This is a genomic window from Aureisphaera sp., from assembly GCF_059726885.1.
In genome coordinates this window covers 510,177-534,687 of record NZ_AP041051.1, presented here as the reverse complement: position 1 = coordinate 534,687, position 24,511 = coordinate 510,177, and the positions used below count along the sequence as shown (strand labels likewise).

The following is a 24,511-nucleotide window of genomic DNA, read 5'->3' as shown; positions in this document are numbered from 1 at the left end:
CAGGTGAGTAAAAAGTAAATATAGAAATTTTTATAAAACTATTAACTCAAATAGAACGTATTTAAGCAGTGGCATCACCATCCACAAGAAGCACCACCTCCTCCAAAGCCACCACCAAAGCTCCAGCCTCCACCGGAGAAACTGCTGCTTCCTCCATAGGTAGAACGTCCCATATTGCTAAGGATGATAACATCCAGTAAACTGCCGCCTCCACCACTATAACTTAAGGTGACGAACAATATGATAAAAATGAGAATGATAATGAGTTCTTTTGGGTATTCCTTTATCGCTAAGGCCTCTGTCTTTTTTATAAGTGCCACTCAGCAAGGCAATCATAGTATCGGTACCTTGATCGAGTCCTTAAAGGAACTGTCTATTCTTGAAGCTGGACACCATATTGCCGTTAATGACCAGATTTGTATCTCGATTACAAGTGGTGTACTCAGTACAATACCCAGTATTGATATCCACTTTCCACCCGTAGCGAAAAAGTATCCTTTTCGCGGAAAGGGTATTTATAAGATTACCGGAAAAGTAGTGGAAGAGTTCGATTTTCTTACCATTGAAGCTTCAAAATTGGAACGGATGAACTATATCCCCGATCCTCGATTCGATACGTCTTTTGATGCAAAAGCGGTGAAACGACCAAGTCTTTTGTTATCAAGAAATTAAATAGGGAAGATAAAAAGCCCTTACAGACCAAACCCCTGATGACAATTAATGAGTACGTATAAAAAGATTTAGACATACCCCAGACATTTTGTACTTTTCAAGTCCTTACCGTTTCAACATGGCAAAACAGAACAAACGAAAAGTATCTAGATCTAAAAAGAGAAGAACCTCGCAAAGTGCGGGGCAAGTGCCAGGTGCAGTTGTCTACATTGGGGATAAAGAACACCTAGAAACCTCTTTGGAGGTATTCGACTACTCGGTAGATAGCTGTAAATTCTTTGAAACCAATGCTATTAATGAGGTTTTTACCTTTAAAGGGAATGATCATATTTCATGGATTAATGTAAATGGGCTGGGTCATACCGCAGAAATTTCTGCCCTTGGTAACTATTTTAAACTTCATCCGCTTATCCTTGAGGATATTGTGAATACGGATCAGCGACCTAAGATCGACGAATACGAACATTACTTGTTTATTGTGCTCAAGATGTTGTATTTCAATGAAGCCAAGGAAGTGGTTATCGAACATGTTTCCATGGTTCTTGGTGAAGGCTATGTGATTACTTTCCAAGAATCTGAAGAGGACGTATTTGAGGTTATTAGGGAACGATTAAAGAACCCGAAAAGCCGTATCCGCAATTCCGAGGCAGATTATTTAGCGTTTAGTATTCTAGATGCCGTAGTGGATAATTATTTTGTCGTAGTAGATAATATTGAAGAAGGGGTAGAACGTATGGAAGATCTTATCTTTTTGGAAGGTCAGAAAGATTCTATACCTCATGACATACAAAGCTTAAAACAAGAAATATTGAGGATACGCAGAAATGTAATTCCTGCGCGAGAGGTGATTTCGAGAATTGTGAAAACTGAGTCTGGGTTAATTCAAGAGAAAACGGTCGATTACTATAGGGATCTACAAGACCACATTCTGCACATAAGTGAAAATATTGATGTGTACCGAGAGATGACTTGGGGGCTTATGGACATGTATCAGACGACCATAAGCAATAAGATGAATAGCATCATGAAGGTACTTACCATTATTGCGACCATATTTATTCCGCTGACATTTATAGCTGGAATCTATGGGATGAATTTTGATAATATGCCCGAGTTGCATTATAAATATGGGTACTATATTCTTTTGGGCGTTATGGTACTGGTATTTTTTGCCTTAATTCTATATTTCAGGCGAAAGAAGTGGTTGTAGATTTGTAGTTTATATTAAGCTATTCAAGAAGTAAACTTTAACTAATCTTAATTGCTGCGAAACTGTTGCGCTTTCTCAATTGCGCCTTGACAGGATTAAAGACTATCTTTAATCTTCAGCAATTCTGCCTTTACCGACTCTAATTTGCGAATGATTCCAAAGTTGTCCAAAGTGCCTTTTTTGTTTTCTTTTAAGTGTATTTTGGCACCGTCCAAGGTAAAGCCCCGTTCCTTTACCAAGTGGTAAATCAATTCGAGGTTTTTAATATCTTCTTGAGTGAACTTACGATTTCCCTTGGCATTTTTCTTGGGTTGCAATACATCGAATTCCTTTTCCCAAAAACGAATAAGAGAGGTGTTTACCTCAAAAGCACTGGCTACTTCGCCAATACTGTAATATCGCTTTTCTGGGAGATCTACGTGCATTAATCTAAGGATTGATTTTCTTGTTCCGATTTTTTGAGCAACTCGGCAAACTCCTCGGCACTTAAGTTCCCATAATAAAAATTGATGGGATTGATTCGTTCATTATCCTTGAAAATCTCATAATGAAGGTGAGGCGCTTCACTTCGACCGGTACTTCCCACAAAACCAATTAGGTCACCACGCTTTACTTTTTGCCCTTTCTTTACATTGTATTTGTATAAATGGGCGTATAAACTCTGGTATCCAAAGCCATGATCAATTCTAATATGCCTTCCATAGCCCGAGGCTGAATTATCCGCCCTAATAACCTCACCATTTCCAGAGGCATAGACCGGAGTTCCCCTTGGAGCGGTAAAATCCATTCCCCAATGAAATTTTCTAGCTTTGGTAAACGGATCCGTTCTATAACCATAACCTGAAGCCATGCGGGTTAGATCTTCGTTGTTCACAGGTTGTATTGCAGGGATTGCTTCTAGGAGTTTTTCTTTTTCTTCTGCCAACTGGGTAATCTCATCCAGGGATCGGGATTGTACCACAATTTGTTTGGTAAGGATATCCAGTCGTTGGCTCGAATTAATAATCAAATTGGAATTGTCATACCCTTCTAGTTCCTTGTACCTGTTTATACCACCAAAACCAGCCTTTCGCTGTTCTTCTGGAATAGGATTTGCTTCAAAATAAACCCGATACAAGTTGTTGTCACGATTGGCAAGGTCTTCCAATACGGCTTCCGCTTGCTCCATTTTGCGATTTAAGATGTCGTATTGAAACTCAAGGTTTGCCATTTCCCGTTTCATGGATTTCTCCTTGGGAGTTTCAATCCCAGGAATATTGTAGATCACCAATAGTCCGAGTAGACCAAAAAAAGCGGCTGCCACAAAAAAGAGCATCACATAACCGAATTTCCTTCCTTTTTTCGGTTCAATTTTTCGGTAGGAAAGCGTATCGCTATCGTAGTAATATTTTACCTTAGACATAAATAAAAAGTCCTATTTTTGCGGTTGATGGAGCGCGTTACCAATTGTGTAACGCTGGGCAAATTTAGAAATTGTTTGGCCATCACAATATACGTAAATTCAATTAATCGATTTTTATGACTTCTTCCGAGATACGAAGCCAGTTTTTGAAATTTTTCGAATCGAAAACACATTCCATTGTTCCTTCTGCCCCTATGGTGGTTAAGGATGACCCAACTTTAATGTTTACCAACGCCGGAATGAACCAGTTCAAGGAGTTTTTCCTTGGAAATAAAGAAGCAAAAAACAAACGTATTACCGACACCCAGAAATGCCTACGTGTTAGTGGAAAGCACAACGATTTGGAGGAAGTGGGTATGGATACCTATCATCACACCATGTTCGAGATGTTGGGGAACTGGAGTTTTGGGGATTATTTCAAAAAAGAAGCCATTGGATGGGCTTGGGAGTTGCTTACCGAAGTGTTCGGAATTGATAAGGACATTATTTACGTAACCATTTTTGAAGGGGACGAATCCGAAGGGCTGGAAAGGGATACGGAAGCCTACGATTTTTGGAAAGATCACATTGCTGAAGACCGAATTCTTAATGGGAGCAAACATGATAATTTCTGGGAAATGGGAGAACAGGGCCCTTGTGGACCTTGCTCCGAAATTCATGTAGATATCCGTTCTGCAGAAGATAAGGCAAAGATAGATGGTGCCACCTTGGTGAACCAAGACCACCCACAAGTAGTGGAAATTTGGAACTTGGTATTCATGCAGTTTAATAGAAAGGCCGATAGGAGTTTGGACAAACTCCCAGAGGAACATGTAGATACCGGAATGGGATTCGAACGCCTGTGCATGGTATTGCAGGGCAAACAGAGTAATTATGATACCGATGTGTTTACTCCGCTTATTCGTGAAGTAGAAGCTATTACGAATACCAGCTATGGCAAAGACGAAAAAGTAGATATTGCGATCCGGGTTATTAGTGATCATGTGCGTGCCGTGGCGTTTTCTATTGCCGATGGCCAATTACCTAGTAATTCTGGAGCGGGTTATGTAATTCGCCGAATCCTTCGAAGAGCCATCCGTTACGGGTTTACTTTTTTAGATAAAAAAGAGCCTTTCATTCACAAGTTGGTACCTACCTTAGTGAAGCAAATGGGAAAGGCATTTCCGGAATTGGTTTCAGAAAAGAACCTTATTACCAATGTTATTCGCGAAGAAGAAGCTTCTTTTTTACGGACCTTGGATCAGGGGTTGGTGTTATTGGAAAATGTGATAAACAACACTTCAGGAAAAGAAGTTTCGGGCGTTAAAGCCTTCGAATTATATGATACCTATGGTTTTCCAATAGATTTGACCGCTCTTATTTTGAGGGAACGAGGGTATGATTTGGACGAATCTAGCTTTAAGGCAGAACTTCAAAAACAAAAAGATCGATCCCGAGCAGCTACCAAGGTAGAGACCGGGGATTGGGCAATTCTTTTGGATGATGCCGAAGAAGAATTTGTAGGTTACGATTTATTGGAGACCAATGTAAAGATTACGCGTTATAGAAGGGTCGAGAGTAAAAAAGAAGGAGAACTCTATCAATTGGTGTTTAACATTACACCTTTTTATCCAGAAGGGGGTGGACAAGTAGGGGATAAAGGGTATCTGGAAGCTTCCAATGGAGAAGTGGTATACATAGTGGATACAAAAAAGGAGAATAACCTAATTGTTCATTTTGCCAAAAACCTTCCACGTAATCCTCAAGAAATATTCAAGGCCGTAGTAGATAAAAAGCAGCGTTCCAGAACCGCTTCCAATCACACGGCAACGCATCTATTACATCAGGCGCTTCGAAATGTACTGGGTACGCATGTAACCCAGAAAGGTTCTATGGTACACAGTAGAAATATGCGTTTCGATTTTTCACATTTCAGCAAGGTAACCGACGATGAGTTGCGCCAAGTAGAAGATTTTGTGAATGCCCGAATCCGTGAAGGAATCGATTTGGAAGAAAGAAGAAACATTCCTTACCAGCAAGCCTTGGATGAAGGTGCACTGGCTTTATTTGGAGAGAAGTACGGTGATACCGTTAGGGCAATAAAATTTGGAAAATCCATGGAGCTGTGTGGAGGAACCCATGTGGTAACCACTCAGGATATCTGGCATTTTATCATTACTTCCGAAAGTGCAGTGGCAAGTGGAATTCGTCGTATTGAAGCTATTACCGGCGATGCGGCCAAGGACTATTTCATGCAAAGAAGCGAAAGCCTTAAAGGGGTACAAAAGGTGCTGAATAACCCAAAGGATCCGGCTGCTACCATTCAGAAGTTACAGGATGAAAACAATGAGCTTCAAAAACAGATACAACAGTTATTAAAAGACAAGGCAAAGAACTTGAAAGGAGAGCTGAAGTCTGATATTATCGACCTTAATGGGGTGCATTTTCTTGCCAAGGAATTAGACTTGGATGCCGGAGGACTTAAGGACTTGGCATTCGAATTGGGAGGTGAAATAGACAACCTTTTCGTCATATTTGGCTCTAATGCAGGTGGTAAAGCACTGCTAACGTGCTATATTTCGAAGGATTTGGCTGTGAACAAAGAACTGAACGCCGGACAGATTGTTCGGGAATTAGGGAAACACATTCAAGGCGGAGGTGGTGGACAGCCATTTTTTGCTACCGCTGGGGGAAAGAACCCAGCCGGAATCCCAGAGGCGCTAGAAGCCGCAAAGGCATTTATAAACTAAATTGAACTTACAGACCCAAATACGGTTAAGTGCAGAAAAGAATCCGTTGGATTACGATTCTAAAGTGCTGTTATTGGGTTCTTGTTTTACAGAACATATAGGAGGTAAGCTGGACTATTTTAAATTTCGAAGTCTTACAAATCCTTTTGGTATTCTCTTTAACCCTGTGTCGATGTTTAAATTGATTCATAGGGCACTTTCTGATGAATTCTTTACCCCAGCGGATATTTTCGAGAAGGATGGTGCGTGGTACTGTTTGGAGGTCCATTCATTGGTTTTCAATAGTGAAAAGGAAGACTATATCCATCAATTGAATACGTTGCTTGTAAGGTTGAAAAACGAATTGATGGAAAGTTCTCATATTATTTTCAGTTTTGGAACGGCTTGGGTACATCGATTCCTAAAAACTAACGAGATCGTTGCCAATTGCCACAAGATTCCGCAAAAGGAATTCTCGAAGGAACTGCTCTCTGTAGAAATGGTTGCTACCTGTATCGAAGGGATGGTTGCCAAGGTGAAAAAGGTAAATCCAAAAGCTACTTTTTTGTGTACCGTTTCCCCAGTAAGGCATATTAAAGAGGGACTTCCAGAGAACAGTCTGAGCAAGTCTCACCTAATTGCAGGGGTACACCAGGTGGTGGCTTCTTCTGAGGCTACTTATTATTTTCCTTCCTATGAAATTATGATGGACGAACTAAGGGATTATCGGTTTTTCGAAAAAGACATGATTCATCCTAATGAAACGGCCATCGATATTATTTGGGAAAAATTCAGATCTGTTTGGTTAGCACCGCAAACCGCCCCATTGCTCAAGGAAATTGATGCCATTCAGAAAGGATTGTTACATCGACCCTTTAATTCGGAGGGGAATGAACATAAAACCTTCCTGAAAAATCTTGATGCCAAGATACAACACCTAAAAGAGCATCTTCCGCACGTATCTTTTTCATAATACGGCAATTGTCGTATTGAATCTCCTGTTGGGTCATCGCACCTTTGTGCCTGTACTAACTACAAAACCCAACAATTATGAAAACGTTCAAGACTGTATTATTACTATTCTTATTTTCTGCCGTCCTTATCTCGTGTAGTAAAGATGATGATTCTGGCGATTCTGAAGCCACTTCTGGTGGAGGAAGCGAGTCATTTTCTGCCTCTATCGATGGAGCCGATTTTGCGGCTTCTACGGATCCAGCTACGTTAATTGGAGCGACCCTAAGTACCAATAATGGGATTACTGTACTTACCGCACAAGGAAGCACAAATAATGGAAGTTTCATCAATTTTACCATTATGAATTATGACGGCACGGGAACCTATACCACAGGGGACAACCTTTCCAATCCCAATCTCATTCAATATGGAGAGCTAAACGGGACCACCGCTAGTGCTTGGGGATCAAATTTGGCTACGGCTGCAGTAGGAGGACTTCAACCCGGTGAAATAAATATCACCAAACAAGATGATGATGGAGCCGAAGGCACATTTTCTTTTGAAGGTTATAATGCGAACGATACTTCTACCAAAATGATAACGCAAGGACAATTTAAAGTGACCTTCGATAACTAATACTTAGGCATTCAAAAATCTCATACGTTGAGGTTTTTATGCGTGACCGGGAGTGGAACCTAGTTCTGCTTTCGGTTTTTTTATTCCTGAATATAGGCGCTCTGGTAGGGAATATACGTCAATTGCCTTATTGAATTGAAATCGATGGTTTTACACCTTTGAACCATCAACTTAAAAACCGCAATTATGAAATCTTCAACGTTACAAAAAATGATCTTTCTTTTGGCGATTATGTGCTTTTCCTTAGTGCAGGCGCAAAGGGCCGAAACACCTGACTTTAGATACGATGTAGGAGCTAAGATCAATGAAATGACCCTTACCGAAGGAGGCACCATGGTGGTAGCCACCAATGACGGGTTGGTAGGAATTAAGCCAGGAAGCAACGAACTACTTTTTAATTTCACCGATTATGGACGGGTAAAACCCGAGGAGTTGTTTTTTGTGCCACGGGCACCTTATGTAGTGGTAGGTCAAACAGGGTTTGGTGCCATGACCACCAAAAAAGCAGTGATCGACTATATGTCGGGTAAAAAACTGTTCAGTACCGAAGACAACGGATGGAAAATGATTATGACATGCGATGTTATGATGCCACAAAATAAATTGGTTGTAAGCGGACAGCGTAGGGCCAAAGAAAAATATGCGATGGCAGTGGCGGTATACGATCTAAATTCAGGTCAACAGGATAGTTTTTTCACTTTCAAAGGTTCTGAGGCCGTCAGCGGGAGACCGTTAATGCTACAGAGTGGTTTAATTATCCCTACCACCAAGTCCTTGAAAAAGGTAAATATGGAGACTGGCTCCATAGATTGGACCATTAAAGCAGACGATATTAAATGGATGGTAGCCGATGATTCTGAACAGGAAATCTATGGTTTCGAAGTATCCCAAAATGGCAGTAATACCAAGGTGCACAAAATAGGTGCCAACGGCAGTTTACTTTGGCAAGACCCACACAAAGTGAAAGGAAAAGTAGTAAACTTTGAAATCCTTCCACAAGGTTTGGCTATTGTGAGCAATGTGGATAATTCGGGTAAATCGAAACTTATGAAATTGGCATCGGGAAGGTCTGAATCTAAAATAGCATTCCTAAGTGCAGAAAATGGGGAAGATCTTTGGGAAAAAGCACCTAAAACCAAAGGGTATGTGCAACATTTTTATGTGATGGAGGACGGTATATTATTTGGAATATATGAAGGAGGGATCAATAAAATATCATTCGATGGAAAGACCTTATTCAAAAAACCACTAAAAACTGGGGAAAACATTCTTACCATGGCCAATACACCACAAGGATTGATCTATATTACCTCAGAAGATGCAAATATTGTAAATTTAGATACCGGGGAGCAGGTGTGGAAAAAACCGCTCAAATACAAAAGGGCCGATGCAGTCGCCTCCGATTACGATGAAAAAAATGGACGCTATCTAATTAGTGCAGATGAAAAACTATTTGCTGTAGATGCAAGTACGGGCGATGTTTCCACTTTGGCAGAATCAAAATTCGATGGTAAGGAGGATCCAACAGGCGTGGAAGTAAGGGATGGTGGTATTTTGCTGTCCAGCGATCAGAATATGATGTTATTGGATTGGGACGGAAATGCGAATTGGCATGAGTATCACCGAGCGCCCGGTAAGAGTGCCTTTGGAGCCATTTTAATGGGAGCTTTAGCCGTTGCAACTGCGGCCACTGCAACTGCATCTTACGCCGAGGCCAACCGAAACCGCAATCGTCTCGGGTATTATACGTCCCGAGGTGAAGCCTATGCCAATATGGGCGATAGCATGGCGGCTGCATCGGGAGCATCTGTTGCCGAAATGTTGAAACGCTTTAAAGCGACTTCGGCCACAGCAAATGCTCAGTTTGTGTTGACAAAATTGGACGATGGTGTTGGTTTGGTGAAACTAAACAAGGATACCGGAGCCAAGGAGAAAGAGATCATTCTTAAAGATAAAAAACCTGAATATACTGTAGATGACTTTGGAGGCGTGCTCTATTACAAAGCCGATTCCAATTCCATTTACGCTTACGATTTAACTAACTAGCCAATGTTAGGACATCACAAATGAGAGGAGTATTTGTGGTGCTTGAAAGGGGTCGTCTATGGCGGCGGCCTCTTTTCTTTATGAAACGCATTAAAACTTTAGACGATGAAAACATGTATTCAATTTTTAGCAGTAATGCTCCTTTTGCCAGCTATGGCAATGGGACAGCATAAAAGGAGCGATAACGCTCCCCTAAATCCCTTTTCAGTACGTTATCATAAAAGTCAATTCAATTTAAAGGGACCCCTTAAGGAGTATAAGGATTGGTTGGGAACGTACCATTTCAATAAAGAAGGATATCTGGTTAAGGATGAAAGTCTTTTGGGCTTGACGACAGACTACCTCTACGACGCATCCAATAATCTTTACCAAATCGTAAGTACCTATGCGGGTACACCGGTTACGTACAATGTAATATTAGATCAGAGTAAGAACGTTCAAATTAAGGCCACAGCCCTGAACATAGGCGAAAAATACATCTACGATTCTAATGGAAACCTTCTTGAAAAATATAGGATTGACGGCAATGAAATACAGAATCGCTACGCCTATGATAGTCAGAACAGATTAATTAAATCAGAGGGATTCTACAATTCCATAAACGAAACTTCAACAACGACCTATAGTTACGCAAAAGAGGGAAGTTACTTAAAGATCAACTCGCATTATACATCTTCAAATCCATCGAAGGAAGAAAGCAGGTATATCAGTTATTACAAAGAAGGGGAATATTGCGGGCAGACAAAGAATTCGAATATGAAATATGATAAGTACGGAAACCCTCTACATTCCTTAGATAAATTTGGTAAGGTGAGCACCGACAACAGTTACGTCTATTTTGGAGAGGAAAACACATCATCAACCGCTGCCGTTAGCGCTCCCCAGGTAAACACACCATCAAGTACTTCTACTGCCAGCACCAAGACCAGTGGATGCACTGGGGACTGTCAAAATGGATGGGGCCATATGGTCTACGGGGACGATTACTATGAAGGCTTCTGGAAAAACGGGAAAAGGGACGGTTACGGGATGTACTTTTGGACCGGAACGGGGAAACATATAGGTTTCTGGAAGAACAATAATCAGGAGGGTTTTGGAGTCTACCTTTCCGATAATGGCGATAGTAAAACCGGCGAATACAAAACAGGCAAAATGAACGGTAAGGGATACAGCAAAATTAATGAGGTTTGGGAACGCGGAATCTATGTCGGAGGTTCATTAACCACTGCCCATAATTTTTATGACAACAAAGTAGAGACGGGGTGTGTTGCAGGGGATTGCCAGAATTCTTACGGCCGCTATAAATGGGAAAATGGTGATGTATTTACCGGATATTTTAATAATGGGGTTATGAATATGGGATACTATTCTTTTGCAAATGGAGATGCTTATGCCGGTATGTTCAATAGCAAGGGACAATTTCATGGCGACGGACGCTATTTTTTCAAGGATAAGGCCTATTACGGAGGACAATGGGAAAATGGAAAGTACCATGGTCGTGGATATTTTCATGATAAGGATTTGAAACAACAAATAGGTGAATGGAGTCGCGGTACACTTACCAGAAGTCTCAAGTAAATAGCTTGTTACAATATTTTTGTACATTTCGAGTACAACTAATTAACCCACTCAAGATGACCCCTAAAGCACTCGGCATTGTATGTGCTATGCTGTTTTGTTGCCAATTCGTGTCTGCACAGGATAAGGTAAATCACATCGATAGCTTAAAAATTAAGCTTCTGGAAACAGCGAAACAGAATGATAGGATCCCTATTATAAATGAGCTTGCAAAACAGTACTTAGAAGTCAATTTAGACTCCTCCGTAGTGCTATATCGGGAATTGGAGGCTATAGCAAATCAATCGAGGGATGATGCGTTAAAGGCAAAATCCTATTTGGGATTGGCAAGGGTATATGATGACAAAACCCGGTTCGATTCGGTACAGCATTATTTAGAACTTGCCCAACCTTTAATTGATCATGAAAAGGACTATGAATTGCATAGCACGTTTATGATTTTGCAAGGTCTTCGAGCAATGGGTCTTTCCGATTTCGAAACTTCTGAAACCAATTTCAAGGATGCCATAGCCTATATAGAACCCAAAGGATTTAAGGAAGATCTTGCCATTTGCTATAACAACTTAGCCATTATATACGACTACTGGGGCAAGTTTGAGGATGCAATTCAGATGCATATTCAGTCAGCCAATATATCCGAAGAAATGGGCGATTTAAATGGAGTGGCAAAATCGTATAATAATATTGGTCTGGTACATCACGGTCTCAGGGATTATGATAGCTCAAAAAAGTATTTTTTGAAATCCCTTGCGATAAAACAACAAGTGGGAAACATAACGGGAACCGTGGCTTCCTACCATAACCTTGGAAATGTATATCGCAGGCATGGCATAAAACTGTTGAGCATGGAGAAATTGGACAGTGCCAAAATGTATTATGAAGAAGCCTTACGTTTAAGTGAAGTTTCCAATTATGATAGGGGCATTACCATTTCCTATATAAATCTTGCTCTTATCTATACCACTGTAGAAGAATTTGATGAAGGCATCAGATTCGGAAAACTTGCCCTGCAACGAAGTGAAGAACTGAGCGATATTCATTCGGTAATGACAGCTTCAATAAATTTAGGGGACACCTATTTCTTCAAAAAACAATATGATGAAGGTGAAAAATACTTGCTTAAGGGACTGGAGATTGCAACACAGGTAAAGGATGTTAATGTAAGGAGAAGAACCCTCTATTTATTGAGTCGATTAAAGCAACAACAGGGAGATTACAAATCTGCATTGAACTATTACAAAAAACGTGTGTCATTGGCAGACTCCGTGGCATCCGTAGATGTTAAGAATCGGGTAAATGAACTGGAGACGAAATATCAGACCGAGAAGAAGGAAAAAGAAATCCTTGCCCAACGTGCTGAACTAGCCGAAAAAGACCTTGAGGTGAGAAGAAAGAATACCTGGATAATAGGAGGTTTTGGTTTGGCGATGATACTGGCCTTGCTTGGATATTTGTTATTCAATCAACAAAAACTTAAGAACCGTCAGCTTAAAAAAGAAGGGGAGTTAAAGGCGGCACTTGCCAAAATTGAAACACAGAACAAGCTTCAGGAACAGCGTTTGCGGATATCCCGGGATTTGCATGATAATATTGGATCGCAGCTCACATTTGTTACCTCCTCTGTAGATAATCTAAAATTCAAAATGAAGGATGAAGATGAAAAAGTAACCCAAAAATTGGGTGATATCAGTGAATTTACGACCCAGACGATCTACGAGCTGAGAGACACCATCTGGGCCATGAACAAAACGGAAATAACCTTCGAAGACCTTCAGACACGTATCGCTAATTTTATTGATAAGGCAGGAGGAGTAAGCGATCGGGTCTCTTTCAATTTTAACGTAGAGGAGGGTATGGGAGTAGATACCGTGCTTACTTCCATTCAAGGGATGAATGTATATCGAATTATACAGGAGGCGGTGAATAATGCCCTGAAATATGCAGATGCCAAAGAGATAAAAGTTGCCATTTCCAATGGTGATGCAGATGATATGAACGTAGTTATTAGCGATAACGGCAACGGCTTTAATGTAGATATGGTAGAAATGGGCAACGGACTTACAAACATGAAGAAAAGGGCACGGGACTTAGATGGGGAGATAAAAATCGCTTCCGAAGAAGATGTTGGGACCAAGGTTCATCTTAGCTTTAAATACGGCAAATGACGTATAAGTGCTTGACGATAGGTTGTCTATCTTTAAAGTATGAAAATAATTTTGGAAGGTTCATTTTTAGTGCTGATGACCATTGTTGTGTTAGCATTGATTTTAGTGGCATGCTTTTATTATCACAATCAGAAATTGAAGCATGTTTTTGCCAAAAATATCAAAGGAATGGATGAGTTGATGGTGTCGCACGAGCGTCAGTTGGAATGTAGGCTTGAGGCATTGAATAGGTATGATTTTTTGTTGTATAATTTGAGGGAAGCGTTAAAAATTCAAAAGGATATCGAATTATGAGTGTACGGGTTGCCATAGTTGACGACAATACTTTTTTGATCCATGCGATCAAGGAAAAACTATCTTTTTTTGAAGATGTGCAAGTAAAACATACTTCAACGAATGGGAGTGAATTACTCACCAAGCTTGAGGATAATCATCATTTGGATGTAATTCTTATGGATATTGAAATGCCAGTTCTCAACGGTATTGAAGCCACACAGGTTGTGAAACAAAAGTATCCTCAAATTAAAATCATTATGCTCACCGCTTTTGATAATGATGAGCATATATTCAATTCCATTAAAGCAGGCGCCGACGGCTACTTACTTAAAGAAATTGATCCTGAAGGATTGTACAATGGGATAAAGGAGACATTGAATGGAGGTGCCGCCATGAATCCTTCCATTGCCTTGAAAACCCTAAAGTTGCTACGCAATCCTTTGAATATCGTTAACCAAGAGGACAAGGAAGAAATATCCCTTTCAAAACGTGAAATTGAAGTGCTTGAACAATTGAGTACGGGTCTTAGTTATACCAGTATAGCCAGTAATCTGTTTTTGTCGCCGAGTACCGTTCGCAAGCATATTGAGAATATTTATAAAAAGCTTCAGGTGCATAGTAAGATTGAAGCCGTTCAGAAGGCGAAGAACCACAACATTATATAAATAAAAATCCCCTGCTTTTCAGGGGATTTTTAGTTCTTTGGAAGGACTACCTAGATTTGAAAGGCATTCTTCACAGTATCTACATAATCCAGTTTTTCCCAAGTAAACAACTCTACTTCCATAGATTTGCTCTCTCCATAAGGTGTCGCAAAGGTTTTGGTAACCACTTCATTGGTACGGCCCATATGTCCGTAAGCAGCCGTTTCAGAATACATGGGTTGGCGAAGTTTTAATCGTTCTTCGATAGCAGCAGGTCGCATGTCGAAAATTTCAGATACTTTTCGAGCAATCTCACCATCGGTTAGGTCTACCTTAGAAGTTCCGTAGGTGTCTACAAAAATACCCATAGGTTCTACGACTCCGATAGCATAACTTACCTGTACCAAAACTTCATCACAAAGCCCAGCAGCCACAAGGTTTTTAGCAATATGTCTTGTTGCATATGCCGCAGAACGATCTACTTTACTCGGATCCTTTCCGCTAAAAGCACCACCACCATGAGCACCTTTTCCACCATAGGTATCTACGATAATTTTACGTCCAGTAAGTCCAGTATCCCCATGAGGTCCGCCAATAACGAATTTTCCCGTTGGGTTAATATGATATGTAATGTCGTCATTGAATAACGCCTGAATTTCGGGTTTGGATTGCCCTTTAATTTTTGGAATCAGGATGTGTATAATATCACTCTTAATTTTGGCCAGCATAGCAGCATCATCGGAATCGAATTCGTCGTGCTGGGTGGATACCACAATAGAATCGATTCGTACAGGTTTGTTGTCATCGTCATATTCTATGGTCACCTGACTTTTAGAATCAGGTCTTAAGTAGCCAATTTCACTTCCATCATGGCGCATGGCTGCCAATTCCTTTAGGATGCGATGCGAAAGATCTAAAGCGAGCGGCATGTAGTTGTCCGTTTCGCGGGTAGCATAACCGAACATCATTCCTTGGTCCCCGGCACCTTGTTCCTCTTTGGTCTCCCGATCCACCCCACGATTAATATCATCGCTCTGTTCGTGGATGGCAGAAAGAACCCCGCAGCTATTACCGTCGAATTGATATTCCCCTTTGGTATAACCAATACGGTTAATCACATCACGGGCAATTTTTTGAACATCTAAGTATACATTAGACTTTACTTCACCAGCCAATACTACTTGTCCTGTGGTAACCAATGTTTCGCAAGCCACTTTCGATTGGGGGTCGAAAGCCAGAAAATGATCAATTAAAGCATCACTTATCTGATCTGCTACTTTATCTGGGTGTCCTTCAGAAACACTTTCCGAAGTAAATAAATAAGCCATAAAAATGGTTTTAAAATGGTTTGTATTTGGAAGTAGATTTGACGAAAACGTCTCAGGAAGTTAACACTGCCTTTAGCATTTTTTCTCGAGGTTGCAATCAGTCAAATTTGTCCTCAATTCCGTCGGCAAATGTAAGCATTCTCTAAAAAATACAAAAGGTTTTTACTGTTTCTGAAGCACCGCTCTTTGCACTGTGGTAATTGGGTAGGAGATGACCTCGGTTTGCTCTTCATCTTTAGCGTAAGTACTGTTCTTTTTGTTCTTTGGAGCGAAAACAATTTCAAAAGTCATATGATCCTTTTCAAAAGTGATAAAGGTGGTCAATAAATTACCTCCTACCTCAAATAAAGCATACATTCTATTGTCTATGACCTTGTCATCCAATACAATTCCGTTGTTTTCATCCACCACAAAATGCCCCCTTTCTAAATCTTTTTCAATCAAGGTATAGTTTCTTTCCTGTCTTTTTTCACCTTCGCCATAGACAAGGATATAATTATAGGATCCTATAGAATCGGTCGAAGTGAGATGAAACTCCATGGGAATGTTTTGCTCTCCCCTTTCAGAGTCTATGTGCAGGATTCCCTTGTAGATACCTAGATAATCATCCGGGAATTGCAGGTTTTCTTGGGATTGGGTTTGCCAGATGGATATGAATGTAAGTGCAAAAATGGCAATGAATCTCATAAAATGTTCCTTAGGTAAATTAAAAATAGCGCTTTAAATTTTGAATTCTAAAAAACTTTTCCAAACATTTGTAGAGATGAATACTCAAAATATTATTACTGTCATTCACAACATTGTCATTCCATGACGATGCGGGACGGTATTCATTAAATTGATAGTATTTATCAAGAAAGCCTTCCCAGAAACGGGAAGGCTTTTTTTATTGAAACAAACATGAAGCATATTATTGTCATTTCTGTCATTCGTATTGTCTCGCCACCTTGGCGCTGATACAGACGGTCATGAATCAATGAGAGACCTGTATCAGTGCGATACAGGTCTTTTTTTTGAATAAAATTAGCATGTGGACATCGGAATGAATAATGATTTAAATAACTGAAAATCAATAAAATAAATAATAATCGAATGAAATTAGGCATAGCTCAAAGTGTAAATTGGAAAAACCTTTAGCTGTAAGTATGGTCTACTTTCGAACTAATTTAAAATATAATGTATTACGATCAGGAAACACAGTTGTATTTAGACGGAGCTTGGCTGAAGGCTAGCGAGGCACAAACAGGGCTTTACGCCCAAACACTTCATTATGGTAATGGGGTCTTCGAAGGAATCCGGGCATACAAAACCAATGATGGAGCTCAAATATTTAAAGCGAAAGAGCATTTCGAGCGCTTTTTATATTCTGCCGAAGTCATGCACATACCTTGTCCATATACTGTGGATGAATTGATCCGACTGAGTTACGAATTACTCGAAAAAAATGATTTTGAAGATGCCTATATCCGTCCATTATTATATCAAGGCGAAATGATGTCCTTGCAACCAGCAGAGACTTCGCATTTATTATTATGTGCATGGGAATGGGGTAAATATTTGGGTACCAAGGAAATTGAGGTGATGACTTCATCTTACCAAAGACCCAATCCAAAATCTACCCATATACAAGCCAAACTGGTTGGGCATTACACCAATTCTATTATGGCGACAACCGAAGCAAAGGCAAAGGGATATGACGAGGCTCTATTGTTAGATCAATATGGTTATGTGGCTGAAGGACCAGGAGCCAATTTCTTTTACGAAAAGAACGGTGTGTTGTTCACCTGCCCGTTAGGCAACATTCTTTCGGGAATCACGAGACAGACAGTTTTTGAAATGGCTGAAGAGTTAGAAATAATGATTTTGGAAAAACACTTTACACCTAGCGATGTGTATAAAGCCGATAGCGCGTTTTTCACGGGAACTGCGGCCGAAATTGCACCCATAAAATCCTTGGATGGAAAGAATTTTGAGAAACCATGGCGGGAAACCTTGGGTTATAAACTTTCAGAACATTACCAGAAACTTGTTCGGGCACATACCACTCATTTTTTTGAACCAGCATACTAATGAAACTAAATAAATACAGTAAAACAGTTACTCAGGATCCAACCCAACCTGCTGCACAAGCCATGTTGCATGCTATTGGTCTTACACGCGAAGATTTCGACAAAGCATTTGTTGGCATTGCCAGTACAGGATATGAAGGGAATCCGTGCAATATGCACCTAAACGATTTAGCCAAATTGGCAAAACAAGGAACCAAAGAGGCAGATTTGGTGGGCCTCATTTTCAATACCATTGGTGTAAGCGATGGTATTTCTATGGGCACACCGGGAATGCGATATTCATTGCCCTCTCGGGATATCATTGCCGATTCCATGGAAACCGTAGTGCAGGCTATGAGTTATGACGGGTTGATTACCGTGGTAGGGTGCGATAAGAATATGCCCGGCGCCTTAATGGCTATGATTCGTTTAAACAGACCTTCCATTCTGGTCTATGGAGGAACCATAGATTCTGGTTGTCATAATGGAAAGAAATTGGATGTAGTTTCTGCTTTTGAAGCTTGGGGAAGCAAGATGGCGGGCACTATGACCGAAATTGAATATGAACAGGTGGTTCAGAAGGCATGTCCTGGCGCAGGCGCATGTGGTGGAATGTATACAGCAAATACTATGGCCTCGGCAATTGAAGCCTTGGGAATGGCATTGCCTTACAACGCCTCCAATCCTGCACTTAGTGAAGAGAAGAAAAAAGAGTCTGTAGCGGCTGGTGAAGCGATGAAAACTTTGTTGGAAAAAGACATCAAACCCAGCGATATCATTACCAGAAAGTCATTGGAGAATGCCGTGCGATTGGTTACGGTATTAGGGGGATCCACAAATGCGGTATTGCACTTTTTAGCTATAGCAAGAGCTGCTAACATTTCATTCACCTTAAAAGATTTTCAGGCAATTAGCGATAGCACACCATTTTTGGCCGATCTAAAGCCAAGCGGCAAATACCTTATGGAAGATATTCATGCGCTGGGCGGGATTCCTGCCGTCCTTAAATATTTGCTTAGAAATGGATTACTTCATGGCGATTGCCTTACGGTAACAGGTAAAACCTTGGCCGAAAATGTGATCGATGCACCCAATCTTCCAGAAGGTCAGGATGTAATTCACCCCATTGAGAAGCCCATTAAACCTTCTGGGCATTTGCAGATGTTATTTGGCAATCTTGCAAAAGAGGGATGTGTGGCGAAGATAACTGGTAAGGAAGGGCTGTATTTTTCTGGAACTGCAAAAGTATTCGATAGTGAAGTTGAAGTGAATAAAGGAATTGCCGAAGGCAAGGTTGAGAAGGGCGATGTGGTTGTAATCCGCTACGAAGGACCTAAAGGAGGCCCGGGAATGCCAGAAATGTTGAAGCCGACAGCTGCCATTATGGGAGCTGGATTGGGTAAGGACGTGGCGCTCATTACAGATGGTCGTTTTTCCGGGGGAACCCATGGATTTGTGGTTGGGCACATTACACCGGAAGCGCAAGAGGGAGGAACCTTGGCTCTGGTAGAAAATGGCGATACAATAACTATCGATGCAGCACAAAATACCATTCAATTACATATAGATGATGCTGAACTAACCGCTAGGAGGGAACGGTGGACAGCTCCTCCGCTCAAGTTTTCAAAAGGGGTTTTATACAAATATGCTAAAACGGTTTCATCGGCTTCTTATGGCTGTGTTACCGATGAGTTTTAATTGTCACATTATAAAATGAAAACCATGGAATTACAAACGATATCCAAAACTAAGATCACGACCACTTCTTCAAAGCCTATGACCGGGAGTGAAGCTGTCGTTCATTGTTTGCTGGCAGAAGATGTGAAAACGGTCTACGGATATCCTGGCGGGGCCATTATGCCCGTGTATGATGAGTTCTACAAGTTTCAGGATAAGTTGCAACATATATTAACCCGGCATGAACAGGGAGCAACACATGCTGCCCAAGGCTACGCCAGAATTTCTGGAAAAGTGGGTGTGGCCATAGCTACCTCTGGCCCCGGTGCAACAAACCTAATCACAGGAATTGCAGATGCCATGATCGATTCAACACCTATGGTGTGTATTACCGGACAAGTGGGGGCTCATTTATTGGGGACCGATGCTTTTCAGGAAACAGATATCATTGGTATTTCAACACCCGTAACCAAATGGAATTACCAGATTACCAAAGCTTCCGAAATACCGGAAATATTTGCCAAGGCCTTTTATATAGCTCAAAGCGGCAGACCGGGCCCTGTATTGATAGACATCACCAAAAATGCACAGTTTGAAAGTTTCGATTTCTCCTATGAAAAATGTACAGCAATTAGGAGCTACCATCCCGTTCCAACCTGCGAACCCAAAGCACTGGAGTCCGCTGCGACTTTAATAAATAACGCCAAAAATCCCTTGATTGTTTGGGGACAAGGGGTGATTTTAGGAAAAGCGGAAAACGAACTCAGAACGGTAATCGAAAAAGCGGGTATACCATCCGCATGGACCATTTTAGGAGCCTCGGCTATTCCCACATCCCATCCATTAAATGTGGGTATGGTGGGTATGCATGGAAATTATGCTCCAAATATCCTAACCAACGAATGCGATGTCCTTATAGCTATCGGGATGCGTTTTGACGATCGTGTGACAGGAGATTTAAATTCCTATGCCAAACAAGCAAAGGTGATTCATTTTGAAATCGATCCTGCCGAAATCAACAAAAATGTGCATGCAGATGTAGCAGTTCTGGGCGATGCCAAAACAACACTTTCAGGGCTTATTCCTTTATTGAAATCTAATAGTCACGACGCTTGGTTGCAAAGATTCATAGACTTGCGATCCATAGAGCAAGAAAAAGTCATTCAGCATGATTTATATCCATCGAAAGAAGGGCTCACAATGGGGGAGGTAATGGTTGCCATTAATCAGGAAAGTAAAGGAAAGGCTGCCATTGTAAGCGATGTGGGACAACATCAAATGATTGCTTGTCGCTATGCGCAATTCAGTCAAACCCGAAGTAATATTACGTCAGGAGGATTAGGCACAATGGGCTTCGCACTCCCAGCGGCAATCGGTGCTAAAATGGCCGCCCCAGAAAGACAGGTGGTTGCCGTAATTGGCGATGGTGGGTATCAAATGACCATTCAGGAATTAGGGACCATTTTTCAAAATAGAACGCCTGTAAAAATTGTAGTCCTAAATAATGAATTCCTAGGAATGGTAAGGCAATGGCAACAGCTGTTTTTTGAAAAGCGCTACGCCTCAACAGAAATGACCAATCCCGACTTTGTTAGCATTGCCAAAGGGTATCATATAGAAGCACAACGAGTAACCAAGCGGGAAGAATTGCAAACTGCGGTTAAGGATATGATGCAGTTTGACGGACCTTATTTCCTTGAAGTGTGTGTCGAAAAAGAAGATAATGTATTTCCAATGATTCCTTCTGGGGCTTCTGTTTCAGACATCCGATTGGAGTAGATAAACCATATCAAAAGAAAACGAGATGAGTTCAGAAAACAAATTATATACGGTTTCCATTTATACCGAAAACAATGTGGGATTACTGAATCGTATTTCAGCTATTTTCCAAAGAAGGCATATCAATATTGAAAGCATCAATACCTCCATATCAGAGATTGAAGGAGTGTCCCGATGGACGATTATTGTAAATATAACTGAAGAACAGATTCAAAAAATAATTGGGCAAATAGAGAAACAGGTCGATGTCATTAGGGCTTTTTATCATACAGATGAAGAGACTATTTATCAGGAATGTTGCCTTTTTAAAATACAGAGTGATCTCTTTTTTGAAGATGCCAATATTCAAAAGATCATTTCAGAAAGTAATGTCCGGATAGTCACGGTGGAACGCGAGTTTTTTGTGCTAGAGAAGTCTGGAAGAAGAAGTGAAATTGAAAGTCTATATCAACAACTGAAGCCCTTTGGAATCATGCAATTTGTGCGATCGGCGCGCATTGCCATTACCAAGGAGTCATTAAACATTAGTCCATTATTAACAACGTTTTAAGCGATATCATAAAATATACATCATGAAAAATTACTTTAACACATTATCCCTAAGGGAACAATTGTCACAATTGGGTCAATGCCGCTTTATGGAGGCCTCCGAGTTTAAGGATGGTATTGAAGCCTTGGAAAATAAAAAGGTGGTCATAGTTGGATGCGGTGCGCAAGGTCTCAATCAAGGAATGAACATGCGCGATTCCGGATTGGATGTATCCTATGCATTGCGGGAAAGTGCCATTGCAGAACAACGTGCTTCCTATCAGAATGCCACCTCGAATGGTTTTGTTGTGGGAACGTATGAAGAACTTATTCCAACGGCCGACTTGGTCTGTAATTTAACACCAGATAAGCAACATACTAATGTGGTGAAGGCGGTAGTGCCGCTTATGAAAAATGGAGCTACACTGTCGTATTCGCACGGATTCAATATTGTAGAGGAAGGCATGCAGATTCGTGAGGATATAACGGTGATCATGGTGGCACCAAAATGTCCGGGTAGTGAAGTTCGCGAAGAATACAAACGAGGATTTGGCGTACCCACACTTATCGCTGTACATCCACAGAACGATCCCCAAGGAAAAGGGATGGATCAGGCGAAGGCATATGCCTTTGCAACGGGTGGTCACAAAGCAGGAGTATTGGAATCTTCATTTGTTGCCGAGGTAAAGAGTGACCTAATGGGAGAACAAACCATCCTATGCGGGGTATTGCAAACAGCATCTATTTTGTGTTTTGACAAGATGATCGGTTTTGGTGTCGATAGAGGGTATGCATCCAAATTGATTCAATATGGATGGGAGACCATCACTGAGGCATTAAAGCATGGCGGGATTTCGCACATGATGGATCGCCTTTCCAATAACGGAAAGATTCGGGCCTACCAACTTTCCGAAGAATTAAAGGAAGTGCTAGCACCATTGTTCGAGAAACACATGGACGATATCATGAGTGGGGAATTCTCCAAGGGCATGATGACCGATTGGGCTAACGGGGATGCCAATTTATTACGTTGGAGAGCTGCGACAGGTGAAACGGCTTTTGAAAAAACACCCATAACCGCCGAGCACATTTCGGAACAGACCTATTTTGATCATGGAACCCTCATGGTGGCATTTGTAAAGGCAGGGGTAGAATTGGCTTTCGACACCATGGTAGCTTCAGGTATTATTGCCGAATCGGCTTATTACGAATCACTTCATGAGCTTCCACTCATTGCCAATACTATAGCACGTAAGAAACTGTTCGAGATGAACCGGATAATTTCGGACACTGCCGAATATGGCTGCTATCTTTTCGATCATGCTGCTAAGCCAATGCTCACCGAATTCATGGAACAGGTTACTTTAGAGGATATAGGAGGATATCCAGCGTCAAAAAATGTGGATAACGCAGAGTTGCTTCAAATTAATGAAGCAATAGCCGCGCATGAGATTGAGGCCATTGGGAAAACATTACGCGGTGCCATGACCCACATGAAGGCAATCAACGTGGCAGCACAAGAAGAGTTGGTAGCAGTAGTTTAATGGAGGTTCTTTCTGAATATAGACCGAAGATTGCCGATATAAAATCGGCCGCCAAACAATTGGATGGAGTGGTGGTGAGAACCCCTTTGTTAAAAAATGATCGGTATTCTCGTAAATTTAATTGCGAGATCTATCTAAAACGGGAAGACTTACAGCCAGTAAGATCCTATAAAATTCGAGGTGCCTACAACAAAATGGCTTCGTTAGCACCTTTGAAAAGGGACCATGGGGTGGTTTGCGCCAGTGCAGGAAATCATGCACAAGGCGTTGCCCTTTCCTGTAAACTTCTACAGGTACATGGAACCATTTACATGCCAGCTACTACCCCATTCCAAAAGGTGGAACAGGTAAAGCATTTTGGTGAAGGGTTTGTAAAAGTTTGCCTTGAAGGGGATACTTTTGATGATGCGCATGCCATTGCATTACAAGCTTCTGAAGCACATCAACAAATTTTTGTACACCCTTTCGATGACGAAAAGGTTATTGAAGGTCAGGGAACTATAGGTTTGGAACTTTTGGAGCAAATGGAAAGGCCATTGGATTATGTCTTTGTTCCGATTGGAGGCGGAGGATTGGCAGCAGGATTAAGTACGGTTTTTAAGCAATTGTCTCCCAAGACCAGGATCATTGGGGTCGAGCCAGAAGGGGCTCCGGCCATGAAACATTCCCTGGAAAAAGGGGAAAATGTATATTTAGATACAATAGAGAAGTTTGTGGACGGCGCTGCAGTGAAACAAGTTGGCGAAAGGAACTTTCAGATTTGTAAAGATACTTTGGATGCCGTAATTACGGTTCCCGAAGGCAAGATTTGCCAAACACTATTGGACCTATACAACAAAGAAGGATTAATAGTGGAACCTGCCGGCGCATTGAGTGTATCGGCTTTAGATTACTATGCTTCTGAAATAAACGGTAAAACCGTTGCCTGTGTCATAAGCGGCAGTAATAATGATATTGTTCGTACAGCAGAAATCAAGGAGAGAGCCCTTCTTTACACTAATTTAAAGCACTATTTCATAGTAAAATTTCCACAGCGTGCCGGAGCTTTGCGCCAGTTTCTTACCCAAGTACTGGGGCCGGAAGATGACATTACTTATTTTGAATATACCAAGAAAACGAATCGATCTACTGGATCGGCAGTGGTAGGGCTGGAATTGAAATCGTCCAGTGATTTTACTCCTTTGGTTGAACGTATGAAGGCCCATCAGTTTTATCAGGATTATCTGAATGACAAGCCTGAATTGTTTCAATTTTTGGTTTGATTCAGAAAAATTTGAGAAATAACCTATTTAATTTTGAATTGTTATTTTCTTTTC

21 protein-coding genes are annotated in these 24,511 nt (G+C 41.1%); 16 read left to right on the top strand and 5 right to left on the bottom strand.

Annotated features, from left to right (window positions below):
* Positions 1-74 precede the first annotated feature (74 nt).
* On the bottom strand, positions 75-320 hold the full coding sequence (locus AC6JAD_RS02550) for a hypothetical protein (protein WP_461302714.1): 246 nt from the start codon (positions 318-320) through the stop codon (positions 75-77).
* Positions 321-348: 28 nt separating this feature from the next.
* Here AC6JAD_RS02550 and AC6JAD_RS02545 point away from each other — a divergent pair, with 28 nt between their 5' ends.
* Both AC6JAD_RS02545 and corA read left to right on the top strand, forming a co-directional pair.
* Positions 349-672, top strand: a complete 324-nt coding sequence (locus AC6JAD_RS02545; RefSeq protein WP_461302715.1) for a hypothetical protein — start codon at positions 349-351, stop codon at positions 670-672.
* Between the two features lie 118 nt (positions 673-790).
* Positions 791-1,882 carry a magnesium/cobalt transporter CorA gene (gene corA / locus AC6JAD_RS02540; protein WP_461302716.1) on the top strand — a complete coding sequence of 364 codons (1,092 nt, stop codon included), beginning with the start codon at positions 791-793 and terminating at the stop codon, positions 1,880-1,882.
* Between the two features lie 95 nt (positions 1,883-1,977).
* Here corA and AC6JAD_RS02535 read toward each other — a convergent pair whose 3' ends face one another.
* On the bottom strand, positions 1,978-2,307 hold the full coding sequence (locus AC6JAD_RS02535) for a MerR family transcriptional regulator (protein WP_461302717.1): 330 nt from the start codon (positions 2,305-2,307) through the stop codon (positions 1,978-1,980).
* Positions 2,307-3,284, bottom strand: coding sequence for a M23 family metallopeptidase (locus tag AC6JAD_RS02530; RefSeq protein WP_461302718.1), 978 nt, complete (start codon positions 3,282-3,284; stop codon positions 2,307-2,309). The genes AC6JAD_RS02535 and AC6JAD_RS02530 overlap by 1 nt, the downstream gene beginning before the upstream one ends.
* Positions 3,285-3,400: 116 nt before the next feature.
* Between AC6JAD_RS02530 and alaS the strand changes: the two genes are divergently transcribed.
* From alaS to AC6JAD_RS02490, 8 genes are all read left to right on the top strand, one after another.
* Positions 3,401-6,013, top strand: a complete 2,613-nt coding sequence (gene alaS, locus AC6JAD_RS02525) for an alanine--tRNA ligase (protein WP_461302719.1) — start codon at positions 3,401-3,403, stop codon at positions 6,011-6,013.
* A gap of 1 nt (position 6,014) precedes the next feature.
* Entirely contained in the window at positions 6,015-6,965 is a 951-nt protein-coding gene (locus AC6JAD_RS02520; protein ID WP_461302720.1) for a GSCFA domain-containing protein, read from the top strand.
* Between the two features lie 77 nt (positions 6,966-7,042).
* Positions 7,043-7,582 (top strand): DUF6252 domain-containing protein, encoded by a 540-nt coding sequence (locus AC6JAD_RS02515; RefSeq protein WP_461302721.1) that lies wholly within the window; start codon positions 7,043-7,045, stop codon positions 7,580-7,582.
* A gap of 186 nt (positions 7,583-7,768) precedes the next feature.
* Positions 7,769-9,628, top strand: coding sequence for an outer membrane protein assembly factor BamB family protein (locus AC6JAD_RS02510; protein ID WP_461302722.1), 1,860 nt, complete (start codon positions 7,769-7,771; stop codon positions 9,626-9,628).
* Positions 9,629-9,733: 105 nt separating this feature from the next.
* The gene (locus AC6JAD_RS02505) at positions 9,734-11,206 is read left to right on the top strand and encodes an MORN repeat-containing protein (protein ID WP_461302723.1); all 1,473 of its coding nucleotides are present in this window, start codon (positions 9,734-9,736) and stop codon (positions 11,204-11,206) included.
* 56 nt (positions 11,207-11,262) lie between these two features.
* Entirely contained in the window at positions 11,263-13,371 is a 2,109-nt protein-coding gene (locus AC6JAD_RS02500) for a tetratricopeptide repeat-containing sensor histidine kinase (protein WP_461302724.1), read from the top strand.
* 39 nt (positions 13,372-13,410) lie between these two features.
* Positions 13,411-13,665, top strand: a complete 255-nt coding sequence (locus AC6JAD_RS02495; RefSeq protein WP_461302725.1) for a hypothetical protein — start codon at positions 13,411-13,413, stop codon at positions 13,663-13,665.
* The gene (locus tag AC6JAD_RS02490) at positions 13,662-14,312 is read left to right on the top strand and encodes a response regulator (protein ID WP_461302726.1); all 651 of its coding nucleotides are present in this window, start codon (positions 13,662-13,664) and stop codon (positions 14,310-14,312) included. The genes AC6JAD_RS02495 and AC6JAD_RS02490 overlap by 4 nt, the downstream gene beginning before the upstream one ends.
* A 50-nt stretch (positions 14,313-14,362) precedes the next feature.
* On the opposite strand, the gene metK is transcribed toward AC6JAD_RS02490, so the two are convergent.
* Both metK and AC6JAD_RS02480 read right to left on the bottom strand, forming a co-directional pair.
* Positions 14,363-15,619, bottom strand: a complete 1,257-nt coding sequence (gene metK, locus AC6JAD_RS02485; protein ID WP_461302727.1) for a methionine adenosyltransferase — start codon at positions 15,617-15,619, stop codon at positions 14,363-14,365.
* Positions 15,620-15,781: 162 nt separating this feature from the next.
* On the bottom strand, positions 15,782-16,306 hold the full coding sequence (locus AC6JAD_RS02480; RefSeq protein ID WP_461302728.1) for a hypothetical protein: 525 nt from the start codon (positions 16,304-16,306) through the stop codon (positions 15,782-15,784).
* A gap of 489 nt (positions 16,307-16,795) precedes the next feature.
* On the opposite strand from AC6JAD_RS02480, the gene AC6JAD_RS02475 reads away from it, so the two are divergent.
* From AC6JAD_RS02475 to ilvA, 6 genes are read left to right on the top strand one after another with little or no spacing between them, the layout of a single operon-like run.
* Positions 16,796-17,689: a branched-chain amino acid transaminase gene (locus tag AC6JAD_RS02475; RefSeq protein WP_461302729.1), complete on the top strand. Its 894-nt coding sequence runs from the start codon at positions 16,796-16,798 to the stop codon at positions 17,687-17,689.
* Positions 17,689-19,365, top strand: coding sequence for a dihydroxy-acid dehydratase (ilvD, locus tag AC6JAD_RS02470; RefSeq protein WP_461302730.1), 1,677 nt, complete (start codon positions 17,689-17,691; stop codon positions 19,363-19,365). The genes AC6JAD_RS02475 and ilvD overlap by 1 nt, the downstream gene beginning before the upstream one ends.
* Positions 19,366-19,389: 24 nt before the next feature.
* Positions 19,390-21,123, top strand: a complete 1,734-nt coding sequence (ilvB, locus tag AC6JAD_RS02465; protein ID WP_461302731.1) for a biosynthetic-type acetolactate synthase large subunit — start codon at positions 19,390-19,392, stop codon at positions 21,121-21,123.
* Positions 21,124-21,148: 25 nt separating this feature from the next.
* A complete protein-coding gene (ilvN, locus tag AC6JAD_RS02460; protein ID WP_461302732.1) occupies positions 21,149-21,673 on the top strand; it encodes an acetolactate synthase small subunit in 525 nt (174 codons plus the stop codon).
* A 22-nt stretch (positions 21,674-21,695) separates the two neighbouring features.
* The gene (gene ilvC / locus AC6JAD_RS02455; RefSeq protein WP_461302733.1) at positions 21,696-23,195 is read left to right on the top strand and encodes a ketol-acid reductoisomerase; all 1,500 of its coding nucleotides are present in this window, start codon (positions 21,696-21,698) and stop codon (positions 23,193-23,195) included.
* On the top strand, positions 23,195-24,457 hold the full coding sequence (ilvA, locus tag AC6JAD_RS02450; RefSeq protein WP_461302734.1) for a threonine ammonia-lyase IlvA: 1,263 nt from the start codon (positions 23,195-23,197) through the stop codon (positions 24,455-24,457). The genes ilvC and ilvA overlap by 1 nt, the downstream gene beginning before the upstream one ends.
* The last annotated feature ends 54 nt before the right edge of the window (positions 24,458-24,511 follow it).